Here is a 19,991-nt window from a genome sequence, read left to right on the forward strand (position 1 = left end):
AGCCTGATCCCTTCAGGCCACTGACGGGAGACGCTGCTGGCTCTCACGGTCATCGACGGGGCGGTGGGATCGCGGGCCTCTTGATGCGCCAGCGACCGCGAGGATTTCTCTCGGCTTGGTAAGGCGCCCTCTCTCGTCATGCGTCCTCGGTGGGGACCCGGAGTCGGAGGAAGGCGGGGACAGGATCGAGCCGGTGCGGATCGAGAGAGAGCGCCGCCTGGGCTCGGTCCGTCCTGCTCTCCCGGAATCTCGTCAATGACCGCCCTCCCCTCCTCCGCAGCGGCCCCAGTCGCGGCGGCGCCTCCGCACGTCTCTCGTACCGATCGAGCCGCCGCGATCGTCGCGGCCGGCCGTCACCTCGGATCCCATCTGGAGCGCGGCGAACCGATCGACGCTGTAGCTTTGCGCTCCGCTATGGAGACCGCCTTCGGCGCGTCCGACGCGGCCGGTGCCTGGGCCTGGAAGCTGGCCTACGAGGCCGGCGAGGTCGCGACCGTGCTGTTCCTGCGCAAGTACGGTCGCGCGCTGTTCCGCGCGGCCCCCTCCCCGGCTGCGCGTCTCGTGCTTCTGTCGAAGATTGCCGGCCTTCTGCCCGCGCATACGCGGCGCTCCGAGGAGACGCTGACGCGCCAGCAGTTCTCGACGCCTCTCCCTATGGGGCTCGCCGCACTGACCGCCGCAGCGATTACCCCGGGCGATCGGATCCTTGAACCCTCGGCCGGGACAGGGCTTCTGGCCATCCTGGCCGAGATCGCCGGCGGCGTGCTCACGCTCAACGAACTCGCCCAGACCCGTGCCGGCATCCTGGCCTCGCTCTTCCCGGCGACCCCCCTCACCCGCTTCGACGCCGCTCAGATCGACGATCATCTCGATCCGGACGTCGTTCCCAGCGTCGTACTGATGAACCCGCCCTTCTCCGTGCTCGCCAATGTCTCGGGCCGTATGTCCGACGCTGTCCTGTGCCACGTGGCCTCGGCGCTGGCTCGCCTGGCGCCCGGCGGCCGGCTTGTGACGATCACCGGAGCTGGCTTCTCGCCGGAGGCATCCGCGTGGCGTGACGCCTTCATCCGGCTGCAAGCCCAGGGCACCGTCGTGTTCACGACGGCGGTCGACGGTACCGTTTTCGCGCGCCACGGCACGACGATCGATACGCGGCTGACCGTCATCGACAAGCGGCCGGCGGACGAGCCGACCCACTTTCCGGCCGCAGCGGGCATGGCGCCCGACCTCCCCACCCTGCTTGCGTGGATTTCGGAGCGTGTGCCGCCGCGGCTGCCGATCGCCGTCCCGCCGCTCCCGCCGAGCACACCGATCGTCGGCGGGCGACCCGCCGGCGTGCCGCCAGGCGCCGCCACCTTCCACCGGCCCGCCCTCGCCCGCGCCGTGGTCGAGCTCAAGGGTGCCGAGCTGGTCTACGAGACCGTGGACGGGAAGCCCGACGCCAAGGGGAGGCTGACGGAGGCTCTTTACGAGACCTATGCGCTACAGGCGATCCATATCCCGAGCGCACAGCCGCATCCCACCAAGCTTGTGCAATCGGCCGCGATGGCCTCGGTCGCTCCGCCAAAGCCCTCTCATCGCCCGCTGCTGCCCGCGACCGTGGTCGCGGACGGCCTGCTCTCGGACGCCCAGCTCGAGACCGTGATCTACGCCGGCGACGCACACGCCGCCCATCTCACCGGATCATGGACGGTCGATCCAACCTTCGACACGGTCGCCGCGGCATCGGAGGATGCGGCGAACGCGGTGCGCTTCCGCCGCGGCTTCATGGTCGGCGACGGCACCGGGACCGGCAAGGGCCGCCAGGTCGCCGGCATCCTCCTCGACAACTGGCTGTCCGGCCGGCGCAAGGCGGTGTGGGTGTCGAAGTCCGATACCCTGATCGAGGACGCGCAGCGCGACTGGTCGGCACTCGGTCAGGAGCGGTTGCTGGTGACGCCGCTATCGCGCTTCCCGCAGGGTAAGCCGATCGCGCTGTCGGAGGGCATCCTGTTCACCACCTACGCCACCCTGCGCTCGGACGAGCGCGGCGAGAAGGTCTCCCGCGTCCGCCAGATCGTCGATTGGCTCGGCGCCGGCTTCGACGGCGTCATCGTCTTCGACGAGAGCCACGCCATGCAAAATGCGGCGGGGGGCAAGGGGGAGCGCGGCGACGTCGCCGCCTCGCAGCAAGGTCGAGCGGGACTACGCCTTCAGCACGCGCTTCCCGACGCCCGCGTGCTCTACGTTTCGGCGACGGGGGCGACCACCGTGAACAACCTCGCCTACGCTCAGCGCCTCGGTCTCTGGGGCGGAGCCGACTTTCCCTTCGCGACGCGTACGGAATTCGTCCAGGCGATCGAGGCGGGCGGCGTCGCTGCGATGGAGGTGTTGGCGTGCGATCTGCGGGCGCTCGGCCTCTACACCGCCCGCTCCCTGTCTTATGAGGGCGTCGCCTACGACCTCGTCGAGCATGCGCTGACGCCCGAGCAAACCGCGACCTACGACGCCTATGCCGGGGCCTTTGCGATCATCCATACCAACCTCGACGCAGCGATGCAGGCGGCCAACATCACCGGGACGTCTGGCACGCTGAACGCTCAAGCGAAATCCGCCGCGCGTTCGGCCTTCGAGTCGACCAAGCAGCGCTTCTTCGGTCATCTGCTGACCTCGATGAAGACGCCGACGCTGATCCGGGCCATCGAGCGGGATCTGGCGGCGGGTCATGCCGCGGTCGTGCAGATCGTCTCGACCGGCGAGGCCCTGACCGAGAGGCGATTGGCCGAGATTCCGCCCGAGGAATGGGACGATCTCTCGATCGACGTGACGCCGCGAGAGTACGTGCTCGGATACCTCCAGCACGCCTTCCCGGTGCAACTCTACGAGCCGTTCTCGGACAGCGAGGGAAACCTCTCCTCCCGGCCGGTCGCCCGCGATGGCCAGCCAGTCTTCTGCCGCGAGGCGGTGGCGAGGCGCGACGCCCTGATCGAGCGGCTTGCCGCGCTCGACGCCGTGCCAAGCGCCCTCGACGCGATCGTGCAGCATTTCGGGACCGACACCGTCGCCGAGGTGACCGGGCGCTCGCGCCGAATCGCGAGGAAGCGCAGTGCCAACGGCATCGACCGCCTCGCGGTCGAGAGCCGAGCCGGTGGCGCCAATCTCGCCGAGACCGCGGCGTTCATGGACGACGTGAAGCGCATCCTCGTCTTCTCGGAGGCGGGCGGCACCGGGCGCTCGTACCATGCCGATCTGACGGCGAAGAACCGGCGGCTGCGGGTGCATTACCTGCTCGAGCCGGGCTGGAAGGCGGATGCGGCGATACAGGGGCTCGGGCGTACCAACCGCACGAACCAGGCGCAGCCGCCCCTATTCAGGCCGGTTGCCACCGACGTGAAGGCCGAGAAGCGCTTTCTTTCGACCATCGCACGCCGGCTCGACACATTGGGTGCAATAACCCGCGGTGCTCGCCAGACCGGCGGTCAGGGCCTGTTTCGGCCCGCGGACAATCTGGAAAGCGCTTACGCTCGGGATGCCCTGCGGCACCTCTATGGGTTGATCGTGCTCGGCAAGGTCGAGGGCTGCACCCTCGACACCTTCGAGTCGACGGCGGGCTTGAGGCTGACGGGTGAGACCGGAGGCCTCCTCGACGAGCTGCCGCCGATCACGACCTTCCTGAATCGGCTTCTGGCGCTCACCATTTCGTTGCAGAACGTCTTGTTCGAGGCGTTCGAGGGTCTGCTCGCTGCCCGGATCGAGGGAGCTATCGCCAGCGGCAGCTACGACGTCGGGCTGGAGACGTTGCAGGCGGAAAGCTTCACTGTCACGGGCACTCACGTGATCCACGTGCATCCCGGCACTGGTGCCGAGACGCGGCTGCTGACCATCGCCCAGCGCGAACGCAACAAGCCGGTGACGCTCGTCGATGCTCTTGGGCGTCTGGACGACCCCCGTGCTCGGCTACTGCTCAACGAGCGATCCGGCCGCGCTGCCGTGCAGGTACCCGCGCCCGGCATCATGCTCGAGGACGGGTCGATCGAACGGCGGATACGGCTGATCAGGCCGATGGAGACGCAGGGGCTCCCGGAGCGGATGATGGCGGAGACGCACTGGGTCGAAGTTGGTCCGGAGGCTTTCGCAGCCGCCTGGAAGGCGGAACTCGCCGAGGTGCCGCCCTTTACCGACTCGACCCTTCACATGGTCGCCGGGCTACTGCTGCCGATTTGGAAGCGACTACCAACCGAATCGACGCGGGTGTACCGGCTCCAGACCGACACAGGCGCGCGTATCGTCGGTCGGCGAGTGTCGCCGGCCTGGGCTGCATCGGTGCTGGCGAGCCAGGGCGGTATCACTCTGTCGGCCAAGGAGGCGCACGCCGCCCTCCTCGATGGTCGTACGGTGCTCGACCTCGCGGGCGGGCTCCAGCTCCGCCGCGTGCGGGTGATGGGTGTCCACCGCATCGAGCTGTGCGGCTTCACCGAGCCGATGCGCGACCGGCTGCGCGCGCAGGGCCTGTTCGGTGAGATCATCGCCTGGAAGCTCCGGTTCTTCGTACCCGTCGACGCCGGCGGTATTGGAGTGATGGCGAGAGTTCTTGAAGCTCACGACATCATCCGCGTCGCGGACCGTGAGGTGGCGTGATGGACCGCATTGAGATTTCCGAACTAGCCAGACGCCTCGGCGAGAACGCCGAAAGCGTCTGCCGGCACTATCTCTCGAACGGCCGCCGCCAGGGGCGATACTGGCTCGTCGGCGACGTCCACAACAGTGCGGGCTCGTCGCTCTACGTTCGCCTGACGGGGCCGGGTTCCGGCCATGGCCGGCGTGGCAAGTGGACGGACGCGGCCACCGGAGAGCATGGCGACCTCATCGACCTGATCCGGCTTAACCGCAGCCACGACGACTGGTGCGAGACCCTGGACGAGGTGCGCCAGTTCCTGCGCCTGCCGCGGCCGGTTGTCTCTGGATCCGAGCCGCGGTGCGAGACCCGCGTGAGCGCTGATCGCAATGCCTCTGAGGCCGCCCGGCGCCTGTTCCGCATCGGCCGGCCCTTGGCGGGAACACCAGCTGCCGCCTACCTTGCCGGCCGCGGGCTCGGCCACGCACTCGGTGCGGCCCCTCTGCGCTACCATCCCCGCTGCTACCACCGCCTGAAGGACGGCACGGCGGTCCAGCACCCTGCCCTGCTGGCCGCGGTCACGAATCTCGGCGGGACAGTCACGGGCGTGTCCCGTACCTGGCTCGCCCGTGACGGAAGCGGCAAGGCAGCCTTGGCCGATCCGCGTCGAGCGCTCGGCCACCTGCTCGGCCACGGGGTGAGGTTCGCTGGCACCGTTACGGACGTGCTCGTGGCCAGCGAGGGGTTGGAGACCATCCTGTCGGTGCGCCGTTCGCTGCCAGCGATCCCGGCGGTGGCCGCTCTGTCGGCCAACCATCTGTCTGCCCTCCTTCTGCCCTCTGGCCTGCGCCGTCTCTACGTCGCTCGGGATGCTGACGCAGAGGGGCTACGCGCCTATACGGCGCTCAGGGCCCGGGCTGAGGCCGCGGGTGTCCCCGAGGTGTGGGAGCTCGTCCCGGCCGAGGACGATTTCAACGCGGACCTGATGCGCCTCGGTCCACGCGGCCTGGCGCTGCATCTCGCGCCCCAGCTCGCCGAGGCAGATGCGATGGCTCATCTCCACCTCGAAAGCGACGCGGCCGATGTGGCGGCCTGATCCGGTCGGGAGGCCGGACTGCTGCTGATTGACGGGCAGCACGGAGGTTCCGGGAAGAGCCGGCGCAGCGGCCTTCCTCAGAGGACGACCGATACCGGGTCGGGTGCCACGCGCAACGGCCTGCGGCCGACGATTTTCCGCCGCCGCCCAAGAGCGGCTTTGCAGCGCGAGGCAAAATCGTTGCCGCCGGCCGTCCTCCGCTGCCGCTTCGGCCCTCGCGTCCCATCGCGATTGTCTGCGATGGGTCCCTGCCCGCTCGGATGCGCACGCCCTCCGATCCCGGTCCGGATCGCCATGAAGGCCGCGGCGGTCGCGGCTTCCCGGACCCAAGAGGCCCTTTTATGCTCGATCATCATGAGTCCCGCGCATTCGCCACGGATCGTCACGGCGCCGGCCAGGGCGATCACCTTCTGGAGGAGTTGCTGACTCACCACTACCGACCGTTCGAGCAGGACGCGGACCCACGTCCCCTGCCCGAGCCCGAGGCGGTCGACGCCGCAGTCACGGGTGCGATGAACGCGCTCACCGACGTGCTCACCGATACTCGCCTCGAGGACGATGCCACCGATCTGCTCTGGGGTTTCGTCAACCTCTTCCATCGCCGCGTCGAGCACCTCGAGCGCAAGCTCGACGACAACGAGGTGGCGCAGAAGCGATCCCAGGGTGAGCAGGATGGATCGGAGGTACGCTCGGTCGAGCTCGAGCGACTGATCGCAGAAGGGCTCAGCCTGATCGAACGGCGCAACGCCTTCGAGTTCACCCGCGACGCGGCCGCAGCCGTCTACAGCGTCCAGACCGGCTCGCTCTGGCGCCCGCGTTCCGGCTCACAGGTCAACCGCCGCACGATGACCGCAGCGATGATCGACTCGCGCGACTTCCTGGCCGCCAAACGCAGGGCGGAAACCGAGATCCTGGTACCGCCGGGACCGCGCATCGCCTTCACCGGCGGCAACGACTATCAGGACGTGGAGCAGATCTGGAGCGTGCTCGACAAGGTCAAGGCGAAGCACCCGACCATGGTGCTGTTGCACGGCGGCAGCCCGAAAGGCGCCGAGCTGATCGCTGCGAAATGGGCCGACAGCCGTCAGGTCCCGCAGGTCGCGTTCCGGCCGGACTGGACGAAGCACAATCGGGCCGCTCCATTCCGGCGCAACGACGCGATGCTGGAGGCGCTGCCAATTGGTGTCGTGGCCTTCCCTGGCAGCGGCATCAGCGAAAACCTCGCCGATAAGGCGCGGGACCGTGGCATCCCGATCCAGCGAGGCGTGCGTGCCGGCGCGTGAGCGCTAGCGCGTCCGCCACAGTGCCCCGACCAGGACAAGATTGAGCAGGGCCATGCCGGCAAGCAAGCCGAACGTGGCACCAGCGCCACCGTGGGCGAGGACGAAGGCCCCGACCGGTGGGGCCAGGGCTTGGGCAACCAGGCCCGGCCGCGCCAGGCGGCCGACCAGCGGCGCGTAGCGTTCCGGGCCGAACAGCACCAGCGGCACCGTGCCCCGTGCGATCGAATAGATCCCGTTGCCGGCGCCGTAGAGGATCACCGCCAGGGCGACCAGCGGCAGGCCTAGGGCCAGCAGCAAAACCCCGAGCGCGACCAGGCTCATTGCCGCCGTCAGGGTCCACAGCGGATGGTGCCGGCCCTTGAACATCATCTCCACGATGCGGGCCGCCACCTGGGACGGGCCAATCAGCGCGCCAAACGTCACCGCTGAGGCGAGCGGCACGCCCCGGGCTTGCAGCAACGTCAGCACATGGGCTGAAAACAGGCTCATCACCGCGCCGCCCAAAACCAGCACGCCGGCCATCAACAGTAACGGGCGGCGCTCGTGCGGCGCCAGGTCGACCGCTGGTGCAGAGCCGGCGCTGATGCCGGTCGACCGGGCCGCCGCTGGGATCAGCAGCAAGACCAGCGGCAGCGAGACCACCAGCTGCAACCCGGCATAGACGAAACATGCCCCTCGCCAGCCGCCATGATCGAGAAGGAACGCCGAGAGTGGCCAGCTCACCGTGCTGGCGAACCCGCCCCACAGGGTCAGGGAAGTGATCGCCGGTCGGGCGTCGGCGCCGTAGAGCCGGCCGAGGGTCGCAAAGGCCGGATCGTACAGGCCGCAGCCCATGCCGAGGCCCAGCAGCAGCCAGCCGGCCAGGAATACCGGGAGCGACGGCGCCAAGCCGAGGACGACGAGTCCGGCGGCAAGGCTGAGGGACGAGGCCCCCAGCACCGGCCGCCCGCCGTGCTCATCAATGATCCGGCCGATGCAGGGCGAGACCAGGCCGGCGACCAGTAGGCCGAGGGTCAGGCCGCCAAAAACCCACGCCAGCGGCCAACCCGTATCGGCCGCGATCGGCGCTGCCAGCACGCCGAGCAGGTAGAACGACGAGCCCCAGGCGAGGATCTGCGCCACGCCGAGGGCGGAGATCACCGGCCAGCGGCGAGCCTCGCCCATGCGTCGCCTATTGAGTTCCGAGCAATGGGAGCCACAGGGCCAGTGCCATCAACGTCACCATTAGGACGGGAGGTGTGATGGTCAAGCCGACCTTCATGTACTGGCCCCAGGTGATCCGCTGACCCTTGCTGTCGAGAACGTGCAGCCACAGCAGCGTCGCCAAACTGCCGATGGGCGTGAACTTCGGCCCGAGATCGCAGCCGATGACGTTGGCGTAGACCATGAGCTCGCGCATCAGCGGCGACAGGTCCGGGGCCTGCTGGATCGAGAGGGCTCCGACCAGAACGCTCGGCATGTTGTTCATCACCGACGACAGGATGGCCGCGGCGAAGCCGGTCCCGATGGTCGCCGCCCAGGTGCCGTGACCGGCCAGCCAGGCAAGGCCCTGCGCCAGGTAATCGGTCAGGCCGGCGTTCTTGAGCCCGTAGACGACGAGGTACATGCCGAGGCTGAACAGCACGATCTGCCAGGGCGCGCCGGTGAGCACCTTGCCGATCGGGATCACGCCCCCGTTCCCGCCAGAGAACCAGCGGCCGGCCAGCGCCAGGAGCAGGATCGCCCCGGCGCCCGTCACCACGGAGACGGGCACGCCGAACGGAGCAGTGACAAAGTAGGCCGCCAGCAGCACCCCGAGGAGCGGGAACGCCGCCTTGAACACCGTCTCGTCCCTAATCGCGGACCGGGGCGCTTCGAGGTCCTCGACGTGATAGGTCGCCGGGACGTCGCGTCGATAGAACAGCCACAGCACCACGAGGGTCGCGGCGAGGGAGACGAGGTTCACCGGCACCATCACGGAAGCGTAGCGGCTGAAGGAGATCGAGAAGAAGTTGGCGCTGACGATGTTGACGAGGTTCGAGATCACCAGCGGCAGGCTGGTGGAATCGGCCACGAAGCCGCAGGCAACGATGAAGGCCAGGGCGGCCGCGGGCTTGAAGTTTAGCCGGAGCAGGATCGCGAGGACGATGGGTGTCAGCAGCAGCGCCGCGCCGTCGTTGGCGAAGACCGCCGCGATGGCCGCGCCGAGCAGGATGACCAGCGGGAACAGGAGCCGCCCCCTCCCCCCGCCCCAGCGGGAGATGTGCAGGGCTGCCCAGTGGAAGAACCCCGCCTCGTCGAGCAGGAGCGAGATGATGATCAGGGCGACGAAGGTGAAGGTCGCGTCCCAGACGATATGCCAGACGACCGGGACGTCGCCCGGCGTGATCACGCCCGTGGCGAGGGCCACGCCGGCCCCGATCAGGGCGCTCCATCCGATCCCGAAGCCCCCTGGCTGCCAGATGACGAACACGAGGGTGACGATGAAGATCGCGAGCGCGAGCATCGGGGCCGTTTCTTCTTGTTGGAGGATCGGGAGGGGTCAGGCGCTGGCGACGCGACGTCCGTGCTCATCGACGACGCGCTCGCCGTCCTCTTTCACAAACTCGCCCTGCTGGGGCGGCAGCAGGTCCAGCACGGCCTCGGAGGGCCGGCACAGGGCGACGCCCTTTGGTGTCACCACCAAGGGACGATTGATGAGAATGGGATGCTCGACCATGGCGTCGAGAAGCTGGTCGTCGCTCAAGGCCGGGTCCGAAAGGCCCAGCTCGGCGAAGGGTGTGCCCTTCTCCCGGATCGCCTCACGCACCGTAATGCCGGCGCGCGAGATCATGTCCTGGAGCAGCATCCGGGAGGGCGGGGTCTTCAGATACTCGACCACGTGAGGCTCGATGCCGGCGTTGCGGATCATCGCCAGGGTGTTGCGCGAGGTGCCGCAAGCCGGGTTGTGGTAGATGACGACGTCCATCACGCGACCTCGGGACGGGGCGAGGTCGCTCCCTCCTGCTGACCGATCTCGCGGAGCTTGGCCGACAGGGCTACCTGATCGAGGCTGGCGACCGGAAGGGCGACGAAGGCGGCGATCCGGTTCTTCAGGTAGCGCTGTGCCGTGACGAAGGCCGCCTTGCGCTGCATATCCGGTCCCTCGACGGCGGCGGGATCCTCGATGCCCCAATGCGCCGTCACAGGCTGTCCCGGCCAGAACGGGCAGGCCTCACCGGCTGCGTTGTCACAGACCGTGAAGACGAAATCCAACGGCGGCGCACCCGGTGCGGCGAACTCGTCCCATGACTTCGAGCGCAGGCCCTCGGTCGGGTAGTCGGTCTCACGAAGCACCTGAAGAGCGAGCGGGTTCGGCTCTCCCTTGGGCTGACTGCCGGCGGAGAAGGCCCGGAAGCGCCCCCGTCCTTCCTTGTTCAACATGGCCTCGGCCAGGATCGAGCGGGCAGAATTGCCCGTGCAGAGGAACAGCACATTGTAGACGCGATCAGGCATGAACGGTGTCTCCGGCGGGGGTGCAGCAGGCGGCGAGCGCGGCGACGGCCGGAGTGCAGACCTCGGGATGCCCCTGGCAGCAATCGCGCATGAGGAACTGGATCAGGGCCGAGAGGTCCGGATAGGCAGCGCTGTAGATGATCGACCGTCCCTCGCGGCGCGAAGTGATCAGCCCGGCATGGCTGAGCTCCTTGAGGTGGAACGACAGGTTGGTCCCCAGCACGCCGACGGCCTCGGCGAGGACACCGGCCGCCATGCCGTCCGGTCCTGCGGTGACGAGTTGGCGCACGATGCGCAGGCGGTGCTCCTGGCCCAGCGCCGAGAAGGCAGCGACGGCTTGTCGTTCGTCCATCATTTGTGCAATATCTCAATCATCATTGAAATGTAGACGAAAGCGACGCCGTGGACAAGCTCTTTCAGCCATTCACCGATGGCATACCGAACCTCAGTGGAGCGCACTTCCAGACGCCGACGAACGGCAGCCTGAGCGTGGCACGGCGGTTCGAGCACGCACCCCGCTTCCTACTCCTCTACGGCTCCCTTCGGGAGCGCTCCTTCAGCCGATTCCTGGCCTATGAGGCAGCCCGGCTCCTGGAGGCGATGGGTGGCGAGGTGCGAATCTACCACGCCCACGGCCTACCTTTGCCCGATGACGCCACTGCAGATCATCCGAAGGTGCAGGAGCTGCGCAACCTGTCGGTCTGGTCCGAGGGCCAGGTCTGGGTGTCGCCGGAGCGGCACGGCAACATGACGGGTGTGATGAAGAGCCAGATCGACTGGCTGCCCCTCAGCGAGGGCTCGGTTCGGCCGACCCAAGGGCGCACGCTCGCGGTCATGCAGGTCTCGGGCGGCTCGCAATCGTTCAACGCGGTGAACTCGCTCCGTGTGCTCGGGCGCTGGATGCGGATGATCACCATCCCGAACCAGTCTTCTGTGGCGATGGCCTACAAGGAGTTCGACGAGGCCGGAAGGATGAAGCCGGGGCCGCTCTACGACCGGGTCGTCGATGTCTGCGAGGAGCTGGTGAAGTTCACGCTGCTCACCCGAGAGCAGGCGGATTATTTGGTCGACCGCTACAGCGAACGGAAGGAGCGCGAGCCGGACCGCCTCACAGCCGTAGCGGCCGACATCGGTTTCGTGAAGCGCTAGGCAGGATGCCGGACCCGTACCGCAGAGATTGGCAGGCTTGGATTCCTCCCGACAGCGAACCGACCCGGGGCACCCGCCAAGACGTTCACCGAGGTTGAACCATCTTACGATGGACACTGCTGCCAATGTCAGGGGGGTCTTCTGATTCCTCGCAGCACAGAAATGCTTGATGGCGGCTGCAACGGTTGAAGGCGACACGCCATACCCGCCGGGCTACGCAAGGGCAGCCCATCCGATCGCTCGTTCCCGCGACCGTGCGTCACGATACAGGCATCCCAGCGGCTTCGGTCAATGTCGCGCGGTCTCACTCGGTTTCGGTATCGTCGGCCCGACTGGTGGTGGCAATGACCTGAGGATCCCATCCTTGCTCTCGTCCCGATCCGTTCTGTGTTGCACCCCCTCCCCTGACGTCAGGGCCACTTTGGAACAGTTGTTCGAAGGCTGTCCGTTGGCATCCGCTCGTCACGACGGAGCAGGGGCTCATCCTTGCGGCATCCAGCCATCACTGTTTCAGCCGCAATCGGATAAGCAGCGCCGGCGGAAGCCAAGGTGGATGCTCGTCGTCCTTCGGCGCGGACAACATGCCGCCTGTCGCAAGGAGCTTGAGTGGGCGTCCCCTTCGGGACGCGCTCTAGTCGCGGGCGCCTCGCCCGCCACCGGAGTCCCCGTGGGTCTCCGCCCTACGGGTGACGATCGCTGACGCTGACGTTCCCCTGAGAGGCAGCGAACACTTCGCCCTGTCATTTCGCGAGAGAGATCATCGCCGCGGCCGATCCGCTCTGGGCTTCAGCGCAGACATGGACGAGGCGGATTGCGGAGGGCACGGATCGCCAGCCATCCAGCGCACGACCTGCACGCGCCGGAGTTGCCAGCTGGCAACTTTTTGACTCGCCGAAGGGGGAAAAGGGTCCCGTCAAACTCGCGGCATCGTGCCATTCCAGATCGTCGTGGGCCCGTTCACAACTGGCTTTGCGTCTGATTTCGACGATCCCGACAGGCCGGTGCTCATCAGGCAGCCGATCCTCTAGCCGCTGACCCAATTCCTCGGAACGCATCCAGTCTGAGTGGTTAAGGCCGGTTAACCAAAAATCCCTTTGCAAAAGCCCGACTCGGCGCCATTGTGTTACGGCAAATCGCCGCGATGCGCGATGGAACCGTAAATGATCGAACAACCGCAAGAACAGCAAAAATCCGCAGATGCGGTTCGCGCCTCGATCACGGCGATGATTGGAAGCGACGGGAGTGCCCTGTCTGCCGAACTCAATGCGCTGCGAAAGGCTCTGTTTCCACCGGCGTCTCAGAAGGTTCTGCGATCATTTTCCTCCGGCGAGGCCGCCAAACTCGTCGGCGTCGCGGACGGTTATCTTCGGCAGCTTTCGCTCGCCGGCAAAGGTCCGCAAGCCGAGACTGGCCCGGGCGGGCGCCGGTCCTACACCCTTGGACAGATCAACGAGTTGCGGGAACTGCTCGACGACGCTCCGAAGGGAAAGCGGTATGTCCCTCACAGGACGGACGGGGAGCATTGCCAGGTTCTCGCTGTCGTGAACTTCAAGGGCGGCTCCGGAAAGACAACGACCGCCGCACACTTGGCACAGTTCTTAGCCTTGAAGGGCTATCGTGTCCTCGCTGTCGACCTCGATCCGCAAGCGTCGATGACGGCCTTGCACGGCTATCAACCCGAATTCGACGTCGATGCCAACGAGACGCTCTATGCCGCCATCCGGTATGACGGGGGCCAGCGGCCGCTTCCTGAGGTCATTCGCAAGACCTACTTCTCGGGTCTCGATCTCATCCCGGCGAACCTCGAACTGATGGAGTTCGAGCATGATACGCCGAAGGCCTTAGCGGATCGCGGCAGTGAACCATTTTTCGGACGCATCGCGACCGCGCTCGGCACGGTGGAAGCCGATTACGATGTGATGGTGCTCGACTGTCCTCCACAACTCGGCTTCCTGACGCTCGGAGCCTTGTGTGCTGCGACCGCCATGATCGTGACAGTTCATCCGCAGATGCTTGATGTGATGTCCATGTGCCAGTTCCTGCTGATGACCTCAGACATGCTCGGGGTCGTACAAGAGGCCGGTGCTCATCTGTACTACGACTTTCTTCGCTACGTCGTCACCCGATATGAGCCGTCCGACGGTCCGCAGACCCAGATGGTCGGGTTTATGCGGTCGCTGTTCCGCGAGCGGGTTCTCACGCATCCGATGCTGAAATCCACCGCGATCTCAGACGCGGGCCTGTCGAAGCAAACTCTGTACGAGATCGGTCGAGAGAGCTTCTCCCGCGCCACCTATGATCGGGCGATTGAAGCGCTCGACAATGTCAACGGTGAGATCCTCGCCCTGATGCATCAAGCCTGGAATCGGCCGACATGATCAAGCGGAAGGATACGCTTCGCGCTGCATTGACGGCGCGCGAGCGCGAGTTGCCAACTGGCAACTTTGCGAACACGGACGGGGAGGGGCGGGAGCCTTCCGCGGCCCCGTCGGCCCTTCCACTAGCGGCTGAGCCCGCCCGGCCGCTCGTGCGCTCAGGAGCGGTCGGGGCGATGGGGCGCAGCCTTGGCCGCATCGCACACGCGGCCGACGAGGCACGCGCCATGATCGCCGCCGGCGACACGGTGGTCGAATTGGACCCCGGCTTAGTGGACCCGTCCTTCATCCCCGACCGTCTCCCCACCGAGGCGCAGGATGCTACAGATCTGATTGCGTTGATCCGGGACCACGGACAGCAGGTTCCGATCCTCGTTCGACCCCATCCGGACCGCCCCAATCGCTACCAGGTGGCCTATGGTCATCGTCGGCTGCGCGCCGCGGTCGCGCTTGGACGACCCATTCGGGCTGTCGTGAAAACGCTCTCGGACGCCGATCTCGTGGTGGCCCAAGGCCAGGAGAACTCCGCCCGCACCGATCTCAGTTACATCGAACGGGCTCTCTTCGCCGTCTCGCTCGAGGACCGCGGTTTTGACCGCGCCACAGTCATGTCGGCTCTGGCGATGGAGAAAACGCAGCTCTCGCGCCTGATCGCGATCGGGCGGGCCGTCCCCGCCTCGCTGGTGACCGCCATCGGTCCCGCTCCGAAGACAGGGCGTCCGCGCTGGTCAGCCCTCGTGGAGGCCCTCGCGCGAGCCGACGCGGACGAGCTGCTCAAAGTGACGCTCGGCCGGAAGGATTTCCAAGGTCTCGATTCGGACGGCCGCTTCGGGCGTGTTCTCACAGCCCTGACGGCGACACCACGCCCCGAACGCGGTGGACTGGTCTCGGCTTGGAAGAATTCCATCGGCCAAGCCGTCGTTCGCATCGATCAGAATGCCCGACGCACCCATCTCACCATCGACGAGCGTATTGAACCGAGCTTCGGCGCCTTTCTGATCGAGAACTTGCCCAATCTCTACGACGCGTTTCAGTCTCGAAAGACGAAAGGCGACTCGTCATGACGAATGTTTCGCAAGGCCTACAATCAAGGGGGGAGGGTAGGCGCCGAGCCACGACTCCATCGATTCACAGGAATCTCGGTCGGTGCCTTAGAAATCTGAATACCCCGACTCGGTGGGTGCCGATCCGGCGCGTTAGCCTCTGGGCGAAACCAACCATTGGACTTTCCACCTGTACCGAGCTCCAACGATGATGTCCGTCACTCAGCTCGACGGCTCCGACGACATCCGAGACCCGGATCTCGTAGCACTGGTCGAGAAGGCGCGCGGAAGCGTCGCCTACAACGCGACCTTGACTGTCGCACGCGCCGACCAAGCCCGACGCGATGCCGATCGTATCCAGGCTGAGACCGCCGAGGTTCAGCGGAACACGATCATCGGCGCACGCGCCAAGCTGGCCCGGAATGCCCGGCGTCGCGATCTCATTCGGGAGGTCATCGAAAACGAGCCGGCCGCACCCGAAAACATTCAGCACCTCCACTCGGTCCTCGCCTTGTGCGGCCTTCCCTATCGGGAGCCGAAAGGCGCGACGAACTTCTTCCGCGAGTATGGGCGCAATACGCTGGCCATCAATGCCGGCCGTCTCACCAATCCGATCTCAGGCGAGATGGAGTTGCAAGGCCTTCCCTATGGACCGAAGGCCAGGCTCCTGCTCCTGCATCTGTGCACCGAGGCGGTCAAGCAACGCAGTCCCAAGATCGAAGTCGCGCACAGTCTGTCGGGTTTTATCCGCGATATGGGCTTTCCCGTCACGGGCGGAGACCGGGGCACCCTGAAGCAGTTCAAGGAACAACTGAACCGATTGGCAGCCTGCAGCATGCAGATCGGCCTATGGGACGGCAGCCGCGCATCGACGCTCAACGTGCCCCCCTTCCGTCAGTTGGATGTCTGGTTGCCGCTCAACGCGCACCCAGACCAGGGTCTGCTCTGGTCGTCGACCATCACCTTCCAGACCGATTTTTTCGACAATCTGCTCCAGCACGCATTGCCGGTCGACATCAGGGCGGCCCGCGCCTTTGCCGGCTCCGCCCGGCAGCTCGATCTGCTCTTCTGGGTCGGATATCGCCTGTCTCGGCTCGAGCGACCACTCCGTCTTACGTGGGATAACCTCTACAAGCAGTTCGGTAGCGAGAACGGCTCGATTCGGTCCTTCCGACAGGAATTTCGGAAGGACGTCGCACATCTCACCGAAGTCTTTCCCCGCCTAAAGCTCACCTTGGACGAGAATGGGATGCAACTCCTGCCATCCGACCAGAAGGACCTTCTGGTGCCGCCGAAAGCCATCCTCGCGAATAGGCGTGCACGCGCAAAGGGTTGATTCCGCCGACTTCCCTACGGCTGATTCGCCCAGCGTCGCTCCGAGTCCCCTTTGCATTGTGCCGCAGGGTCGGCAGGCAGGCGCGCGCCGATCACATCCGAGCCTGCAACGGCGGCATCCATCTCACACCACAGCGTCATGCCACGTCATCGGAGCGGCGCACGTAGACTTGCCTACGCCTCTCGCCTCCGTACCAGCACGACCACTTCCAATCACCGGCGAGACACGCGGACTCTACAGGCTCTTCACATCCCGTCATGCCACCTCATACCTGATCTCCTTGCTCATGATCGATCGCCAGGATCAGAGAGGTTCGGTCGACGGCCGTCGCCGCGCCGTCGCGCGGGCAGACATCAATGAGTCCAGCTCATCGCAGTCTGGTCTAAACACCGTCAATGCATTGCCAGTCGCACTCTCTGCGTGGGACCACACCATCCCGTCGTCTCGATGCCTGCATGACCGTCTGACACGCTGAGTTGCCTACGCCACATCCGGACGATCTCTCCCCACCTCGGGTCTTGGCCACGCCGATTTCCCTACGCTTAACTCGGGGTCGAATTTGGTCCTTGCGGGTCGTGTACTCGGCCACCGCGTCACGCTGATCACCCTACGTCAGCGCTAGAAAAATGCTCAGAGCCTTGAAGGGTTTAGACAAAGCTTGCCGCTGATTACCCTACGCTAGCACGCCGAGTCGCCTACGTCTGACACCGCCCGCGACGCTGATGTGCCTACGCAGTCACGCTGATATGCCTACGGATCTACGCCGATATGCCTACGCGAAACGGTGTTAAGTATCTCATTTGAAAAGGGATTTCGGCTGCGCATATAGCTTTACTGATAGCTCTACAGATAGAGCACGCGGAATCTCTTTTCCGAATCATCATAACAAAGCGACTTCTCAAAAAATTTCTTTTTGAAAAAGGGAGGGGAGTTGATTGCCGATAGGGCATTGGACGATGGTTGAGGGCACAACCTGAAACGGCGTCGGTTGACCTCATTTCATCATGGGAATGTGGAACCGTTGACTACGATGGCGGTCAATGCCGGATCCCAAATCGTTGAGCACTCGAGGCTCCATAAAGTGCTATCGGTGGCAACTCTCTGCACGTAGTATCTGCCCAAAGCAAAGTACTCGGCAAAGCCGTGTTGATGTCGGATTGGTACAGATTGTTTCGACACGAGTAGCCATTCATCCGTCTTGCCAATGATCCGTGGTCCTGTGTCGAGTAGAATTCAACCTGGCTGCGATGCGAATGGAACCGTCGCTGGGCGCCCCATCCTGAAACCAGTGATATGCTCAGTCTGCCAAGAATACTGGCGCGGATCGGTCTGCCTCAAGGACGAGCGGTGCCCCCAAAATGCTGACGCATTTCGGCTCCCCCACTCGCCGGCTTCGCCGGTCGCTCTGCGATCCTTGACCCAGGCCGACACGAGCCCGTGCACGCCCTCGTCTTCACACGATGAGAGGAACACGACATGTCCCGTATCGACCATATCGCGGAACTGCGCGCGGAGCTCGCCCACTGCGTCCTGACCAAGCGAGAGCGGGCCCAGATCGAAGCGGAACTGAAAAGCGCTCTTCTTGCGCTGGCTCCAAGCGATGATTCCACTCCAGAGGCCGCCTGTGAGGCCTACGCCGGCTAGGAAGCGGAGCATCGGACACGGGAGGCGGCTCACCCGCCTCCCAGCCTTCCGCATGATCGGCAAACCAGCCGTTCCCGAAGGCTCGTCACCCGACCTAAACCTGTGACTTTTCACAACGTGTCTCGGATCGGAACGGCTCGTAGGTTCACATCCACTGGCCGGCGGCGGGACGTTCTCGCCTTTGGCCGGAGAAAGGGCGCGAGCCGGATCATGCGATGAAGGTGCTCGTCGTCAACAACCAGAAGGGCGGCGTCGGCAAAAGTATGATCGCCGTCCATCTCGCCTGGTACTTCGCGGAAATCGGCCAACGGGTGCTGTTCGTCGATCTCGATCCGCAGCGGAACGGAACCTCGACCCTTGAGACGTATGTGGGGGCCGTTCCTGCCTCCGCGCTGTTCGCGGAAATGGTCCAAATCGAACCTTTGACGGAACCGGGCATTCGCGTGGTGCCGGGTGACGCGAAGCTCCAGAATATCAATGACGTCGATGCTCAGGTCATCAACCAATACAAAGCCAATCTAACGGTTGCCGCCGGCGGCTTCGACGTTGCGGTGATCGACACGCCGCCGACATTCGGCGTGCGCAACCTCGCGGCACTGATCGGTGCGCGCTACGTGCTCGCACCGATCGACCTCGACGAGTACGCGATCGATGGCATCGAAGCGCTGCTGCGCAACGTTACCGGGGTCAAACAACGGTTCAATCCCGATCTCACTTTCCTCGGATTGATGCCCAACCGGCTTCAGGCGACGTCGCCCCGCCAGCGTGCGAATCTGGAAACCCTCGTTCGAAACGTCGGCCCCAGGTACCTGTTCGACGGCGTGATCCCGCAGAGGTCGGCGCTCAGCGAAGCCCTGTCCGAGAAAAAGCCGGTCTGGGCCCTCACCAAGACCTCCGCTCGAGAGACCGGGCGAGAGATCCGAGCGGTATTCGCGCGCATAGCAAGCCGAATGGAGATCGCCTGATGAGCTACGCTCACAAGGTCGAAGGCCTCGCCACCTTGTTCCAGGGTCTCGACGGCGTGGAAGGCGCGGTGAGCGCCACCGGTGCACCCTTGGAAATTCCGCTTGCCGCCATCGAGGAGGATGAAAACCAGCCGCGCATGCGGTTCAGCGAGGCCGAACTCGATGAACTCGCGGCCTCGATCGTAGCGCGTGGTGTCCGGCAGGCGATCACCGTCACGCCGAAAGGGGAGGGGGGTCGGCACCGTATCCTTTACGGCGCCCGTCGGTTCCGAGCCGCGCAGCGCGCTGGCTTATCGACCATCCCTGCCGTGATCCGTGAACCTTCGCCCGACGATGCCTACGATCAGATGATCGAGAACATTCAGCGGGAGGGCCTGACCTCGGCGGAGATCGCGGCTTTCGTGAGCTGCCGAATCGTGCTCGGCGAGGCGCAAGCCGACATCGCCCGCCGACTTGGGAAGGCCCCGGCGTTCGTCGCCTTGCATGCCGCGGTCGCGCACATGCCCGAACTCCTCCGGAGCAAGATCGATTCTGCACCAATCCGCGGTCTGTACGACCTCTATCAGGCATGGCGGAGCCAACCCAAGCCGGTGCTCGCGTTCTGCGAGTCGCGAGAGGGCTTCACCCGAGCGGAGGTGACGACGTTTCTCACGAGCCTGAAGGATGCTTCCGCACCGCAGGTCGACCCTGTTTCACGGGTCGAATTCTTCGAAGTGCCTTTGCCGCCCGTCGAGGAGCGCGTTCCATCTGCGTCCGCTCGAGGAAAGCGCCATCAGCCAGGCGAAGTGCGTTCGACAGGGGCGCCTTCGGTCAATGGTGTGGACGCCGTCGTCCGCGTTGGCCAGCGCGAAGGGCGGTTGCTTCTTGATCGCCAAGCCGATCGCGGGCCGGACCACGCTCGTATCCGCTACGACGATGGTACGATCGCCGAGGTCCTACTTTCGGACCTCCATCTTGCGGCCCTGCGTGACCGGCGGTCCGCATGAAGCCGAATGTATGTGTTTGCCCGGGCAAACATCGCAATTCGGTCGC

The 19,991-nt window shown here is 65.4% G+C and carries 15 protein-coding genes; 10 read left to right on the forward strand and 5 right to left on the reverse strand.

The window, feature by feature from the left end; all coding sequences use genetic code 11:
- Positions 1 to 255 precede the first annotated feature (255 nt).
- The 3 genes from MFF55_RS08300 (at position 256) to MFF55_RS08310 (ending at position 6,973) form a co-directional block, all read left to right on the forward strand.
- On the forward strand, positions 256 to 4,617 hold the full coding sequence (locus tag MFF55_RS08300) for a strawberry notch family protein (RefSeq protein ID WP_238243615.1): 4,362 nt from the start codon (positions 256 to 258) through the stop codon (positions 4,615 to 4,617).
- The gene (locus MFF55_RS08305) at positions 4,617 to 5,690 is read left to right on the forward strand and encodes a DUF7146 domain-containing protein (protein ID WP_238243616.1); all 1,074 of its coding nucleotides are present in this window, start codon (positions 4,617 to 4,619) and stop codon (positions 5,688 to 5,690) included. Before MFF55_RS08300 ends, MFF55_RS08305 begins: the two co-directional genes overlap by 1 nt.
- A gap of 341 nt (positions 5,691 to 6,031) precedes the next feature.
- Entirely contained in the window at positions 6,032 to 6,973 is a 942-nt protein-coding gene (locus tag MFF55_RS08310; protein WP_238243617.1) for a DUF2493 domain-containing protein, read from the forward strand.
- 3 nt (positions 6,974 to 6,976) lie between these two features.
- On the opposite strand, the gene MFF55_RS08315 is transcribed toward MFF55_RS08310, so the two are convergent.
- The 5 genes from MFF55_RS08315 to MFF55_RS08335 are packed head-to-tail and all read right to left on the reverse strand — an operon-like array spanning position 6,977 to position 10,799.
- A complete protein-coding gene (locus MFF55_RS08315; RefSeq protein ID WP_238243618.1) occupies positions 6,977 to 8,137 on the reverse strand; it encodes an MFS transporter in 1,161 nt (386 codons plus the stop codon).
- A 7-nt stretch (positions 8,138 to 8,144) separates the two neighbouring features.
- On the reverse strand, positions 8,145 to 9,458 hold the full coding sequence (locus MFF55_RS08320) for an arsenic transporter (protein ID WP_238243619.1): 1,314 nt from the start codon (positions 9,456 to 9,458) through the stop codon (positions 8,145 to 8,147).
- 36 nt (positions 9,459 to 9,494) lie between these two features.
- On the reverse strand, positions 9,495 to 9,920 hold the full coding sequence (arsC, locus tag MFF55_RS08325; protein WP_238243620.1) for an arsenate reductase (glutaredoxin): 426 nt from the start codon (positions 9,918 to 9,920) through the stop codon (positions 9,495 to 9,497).
- The gene (locus MFF55_RS08330) at positions 9,920 to 10,447 is read right to left on the reverse strand and encodes an arsenate reductase ArsC (RefSeq protein ID WP_238243621.1); all 528 of its coding nucleotides are present in this window, start codon (positions 10,445 to 10,447) and stop codon (positions 9,920 to 9,922) included. Before MFF55_RS08330 ends, arsC begins: the two co-directional genes overlap by 1 nt.
- Positions 10,440 to 10,799, reverse strand: a complete 360-nt coding sequence (locus MFF55_RS08335; protein WP_238243675.1) for an ArsR/SmtB family transcription factor — start codon at positions 10,797 to 10,799, stop codon at positions 10,440 to 10,442. Before MFF55_RS08335 ends, MFF55_RS08330 begins: the two co-directional genes overlap by 8 nt.
- A gap of 50 nt (positions 10,800 to 10,849) precedes the next feature.
- Here MFF55_RS08335 and arsH point away from each other — a divergent pair, with 50 nt between their 5' ends.
- From arsH to MFF55_RS08370, 7 genes are all read left to right on the forward strand, one after another.
- Entirely contained in the window at positions 10,850 to 11,596 is a 747-nt protein-coding gene (gene arsH, locus MFF55_RS08340; protein ID WP_283206713.1) for an arsenical resistance protein ArsH, read from the forward strand.
- Between the two features lie 1,160 nt (positions 11,597 to 12,756).
- Positions 12,757 to 13,974, forward strand: a complete 1,218-nt coding sequence (gene repA / locus MFF55_RS08345) for a plasmid partitioning protein RepA (RefSeq protein ID WP_373874751.1) — start codon at positions 12,757 to 12,759, stop codon at positions 13,972 to 13,974.
- Positions 13,971 to 15,035 (forward strand): plasmid partitioning protein RepB, encoded by a 1,065-nt coding sequence (gene repB / locus MFF55_RS08350; RefSeq protein ID WP_238243622.1) that lies wholly within the window; start codon positions 13,971 to 13,973, stop codon positions 15,033 to 15,035. The genes repA and repB overlap by 4 nt, the downstream gene beginning before the upstream one ends.
- Positions 15,036 to 15,222: 187 nt before the next feature.
- Positions 15,223 to 16,350 carry a replication protein RepA gene (locus tag MFF55_RS08355; protein WP_238243623.1) on the forward strand — a complete coding sequence of 376 codons (1,128 nt, stop codon included), beginning with the start codon at positions 15,223 to 15,225 and terminating at the stop codon, positions 16,348 to 16,350.
- Between the two features lie 1,476 nt (positions 16,351 to 17,826).
- A complete protein-coding gene (locus MFF55_RS08360; protein ID WP_238243624.1) occupies positions 17,827 to 17,994 on the forward strand; it encodes a hypothetical protein in 168 nt (55 codons plus the stop codon).
- A gap of 215 nt (positions 17,995 to 18,209) precedes the next feature.
- On the forward strand, positions 18,210 to 18,959 hold the full coding sequence (locus MFF55_RS08365; protein ID WP_238243625.1) for a ParA family protein: 750 nt from the start codon (positions 18,210 to 18,212) through the stop codon (positions 18,957 to 18,959).
- Positions 18,959 to 19,945 carry a ParB/RepB/Spo0J family partition protein gene (locus tag MFF55_RS08370; RefSeq protein WP_238243626.1) on the forward strand — a complete coding sequence of 329 codons (987 nt, stop codon included), beginning with the start codon at positions 18,959 to 18,961 and terminating at the stop codon, positions 19,943 to 19,945. The genes MFF55_RS08365 and MFF55_RS08370 overlap by 1 nt, the downstream gene beginning before the upstream one ends.
- Positions 19,946 to 19,991: the final 46 nt, after the last annotated feature.

Source organism: Methylobacterium iners (genome assembly GCF_022179305.1).
GTDB lineage: Bacteria > Pseudomonadota > Alphaproteobacteria > Rhizobiales > Beijerinckiaceae > Methylobacterium > Methylobacterium iners.

What these genes read in the sequence shown, in the direction of transcription:
- MFF55_RS08300 (WP_238243615.1), top strand. Translation starts at nt 256, where the DNA reads ATGACCGCCCTCCCCTCCTCCGCAGCGGCCCCAGTCGCGGCGGCGCCT.
- MFF55_RS08305 (WP_238243616.1), top strand. Translation starts at nt 4,617, where the DNA reads ATGGACCGCATTGAGATTTCCGAACTAGCCAGACGCCTCGGCGAGAAC.
- MFF55_RS08310 (WP_238243617.1), top strand. Translation starts at nt 6,032, where the DNA reads ATGCTCGATCATCATGAGTCCCGCGCATTCGCCACGGATCGTCACGGC.
- MFF55_RS08315 (WP_238243618.1), bottom strand. Translation starts at nt 8,137, where the DNA reads ATGGGCGAGGCTCGCCGCTGGCCGGTGATCTCCGCCCTCGGCGTGGCG.
- MFF55_RS08320 (WP_238243619.1), bottom strand. Translation starts at nt 9,458, where the DNA reads ATGCTCGCGCTCGCGATCTTCATCGTCACCCTCGTGTTCGTCATCTGG.
- arsC (WP_238243620.1), bottom strand. Translation starts at nt 9,920, where the DNA reads ATGGACGTCGTCATCTACCACAACCCGGCTTGCGGCACCTCGCGCAAC.
- MFF55_RS08330 (WP_238243621.1), bottom strand. Translation starts at nt 10,447, where the DNA reads ATGCCTGATCGCGTCTACAATGTGCTGTTCCTCTGCACGGGCAATTCT.
- MFF55_RS08335 (WP_238243675.1), bottom strand. Translation starts at nt 10,799, where the DNA reads ATGGACGAACGACAAGCCGTCGCTGCCTTCTCGGCGCTGGGCCAGGAG.
- repA (WP_373874751.1), top strand. Translation starts at nt 12,757, where the DNA reads ATGATCGAACAACCGCAAGAACAGCAAAAATCCGCAGATGCGGTTCGC.
- repB (WP_238243622.1), top strand. Translation starts at nt 13,971, where the DNA reads ATGATCAAGCGGAAGGATACGCTTCGCGCTGCATTGACGGCGCGCGAG.
- MFF55_RS08355 (WP_238243623.1), top strand. Translation starts at nt 15,223, where the DNA reads ATGATGTCCGTCACTCAGCTCGACGGCTCCGACGACATCCGAGACCCG.
- MFF55_RS08360 (WP_238243624.1), top strand. Translation starts at nt 17,827, where the DNA reads ATGTCCCGTATCGACCATATCGCGGAACTGCGCGCGGAGCTCGCCCAC.
- MFF55_RS08365 (WP_238243625.1), top strand. Translation starts at nt 18,210, where the DNA reads ATGAAGGTGCTCGTCGTCAACAACCAGAAGGGCGGCGTCGGCAAAAGT.
- MFF55_RS08370 (WP_238243626.1), top strand. Translation starts at nt 18,959, where the DNA reads ATGAGCTACGCTCACAAGGTCGAAGGCCTCGCCACCTTGTTCCAGGGT.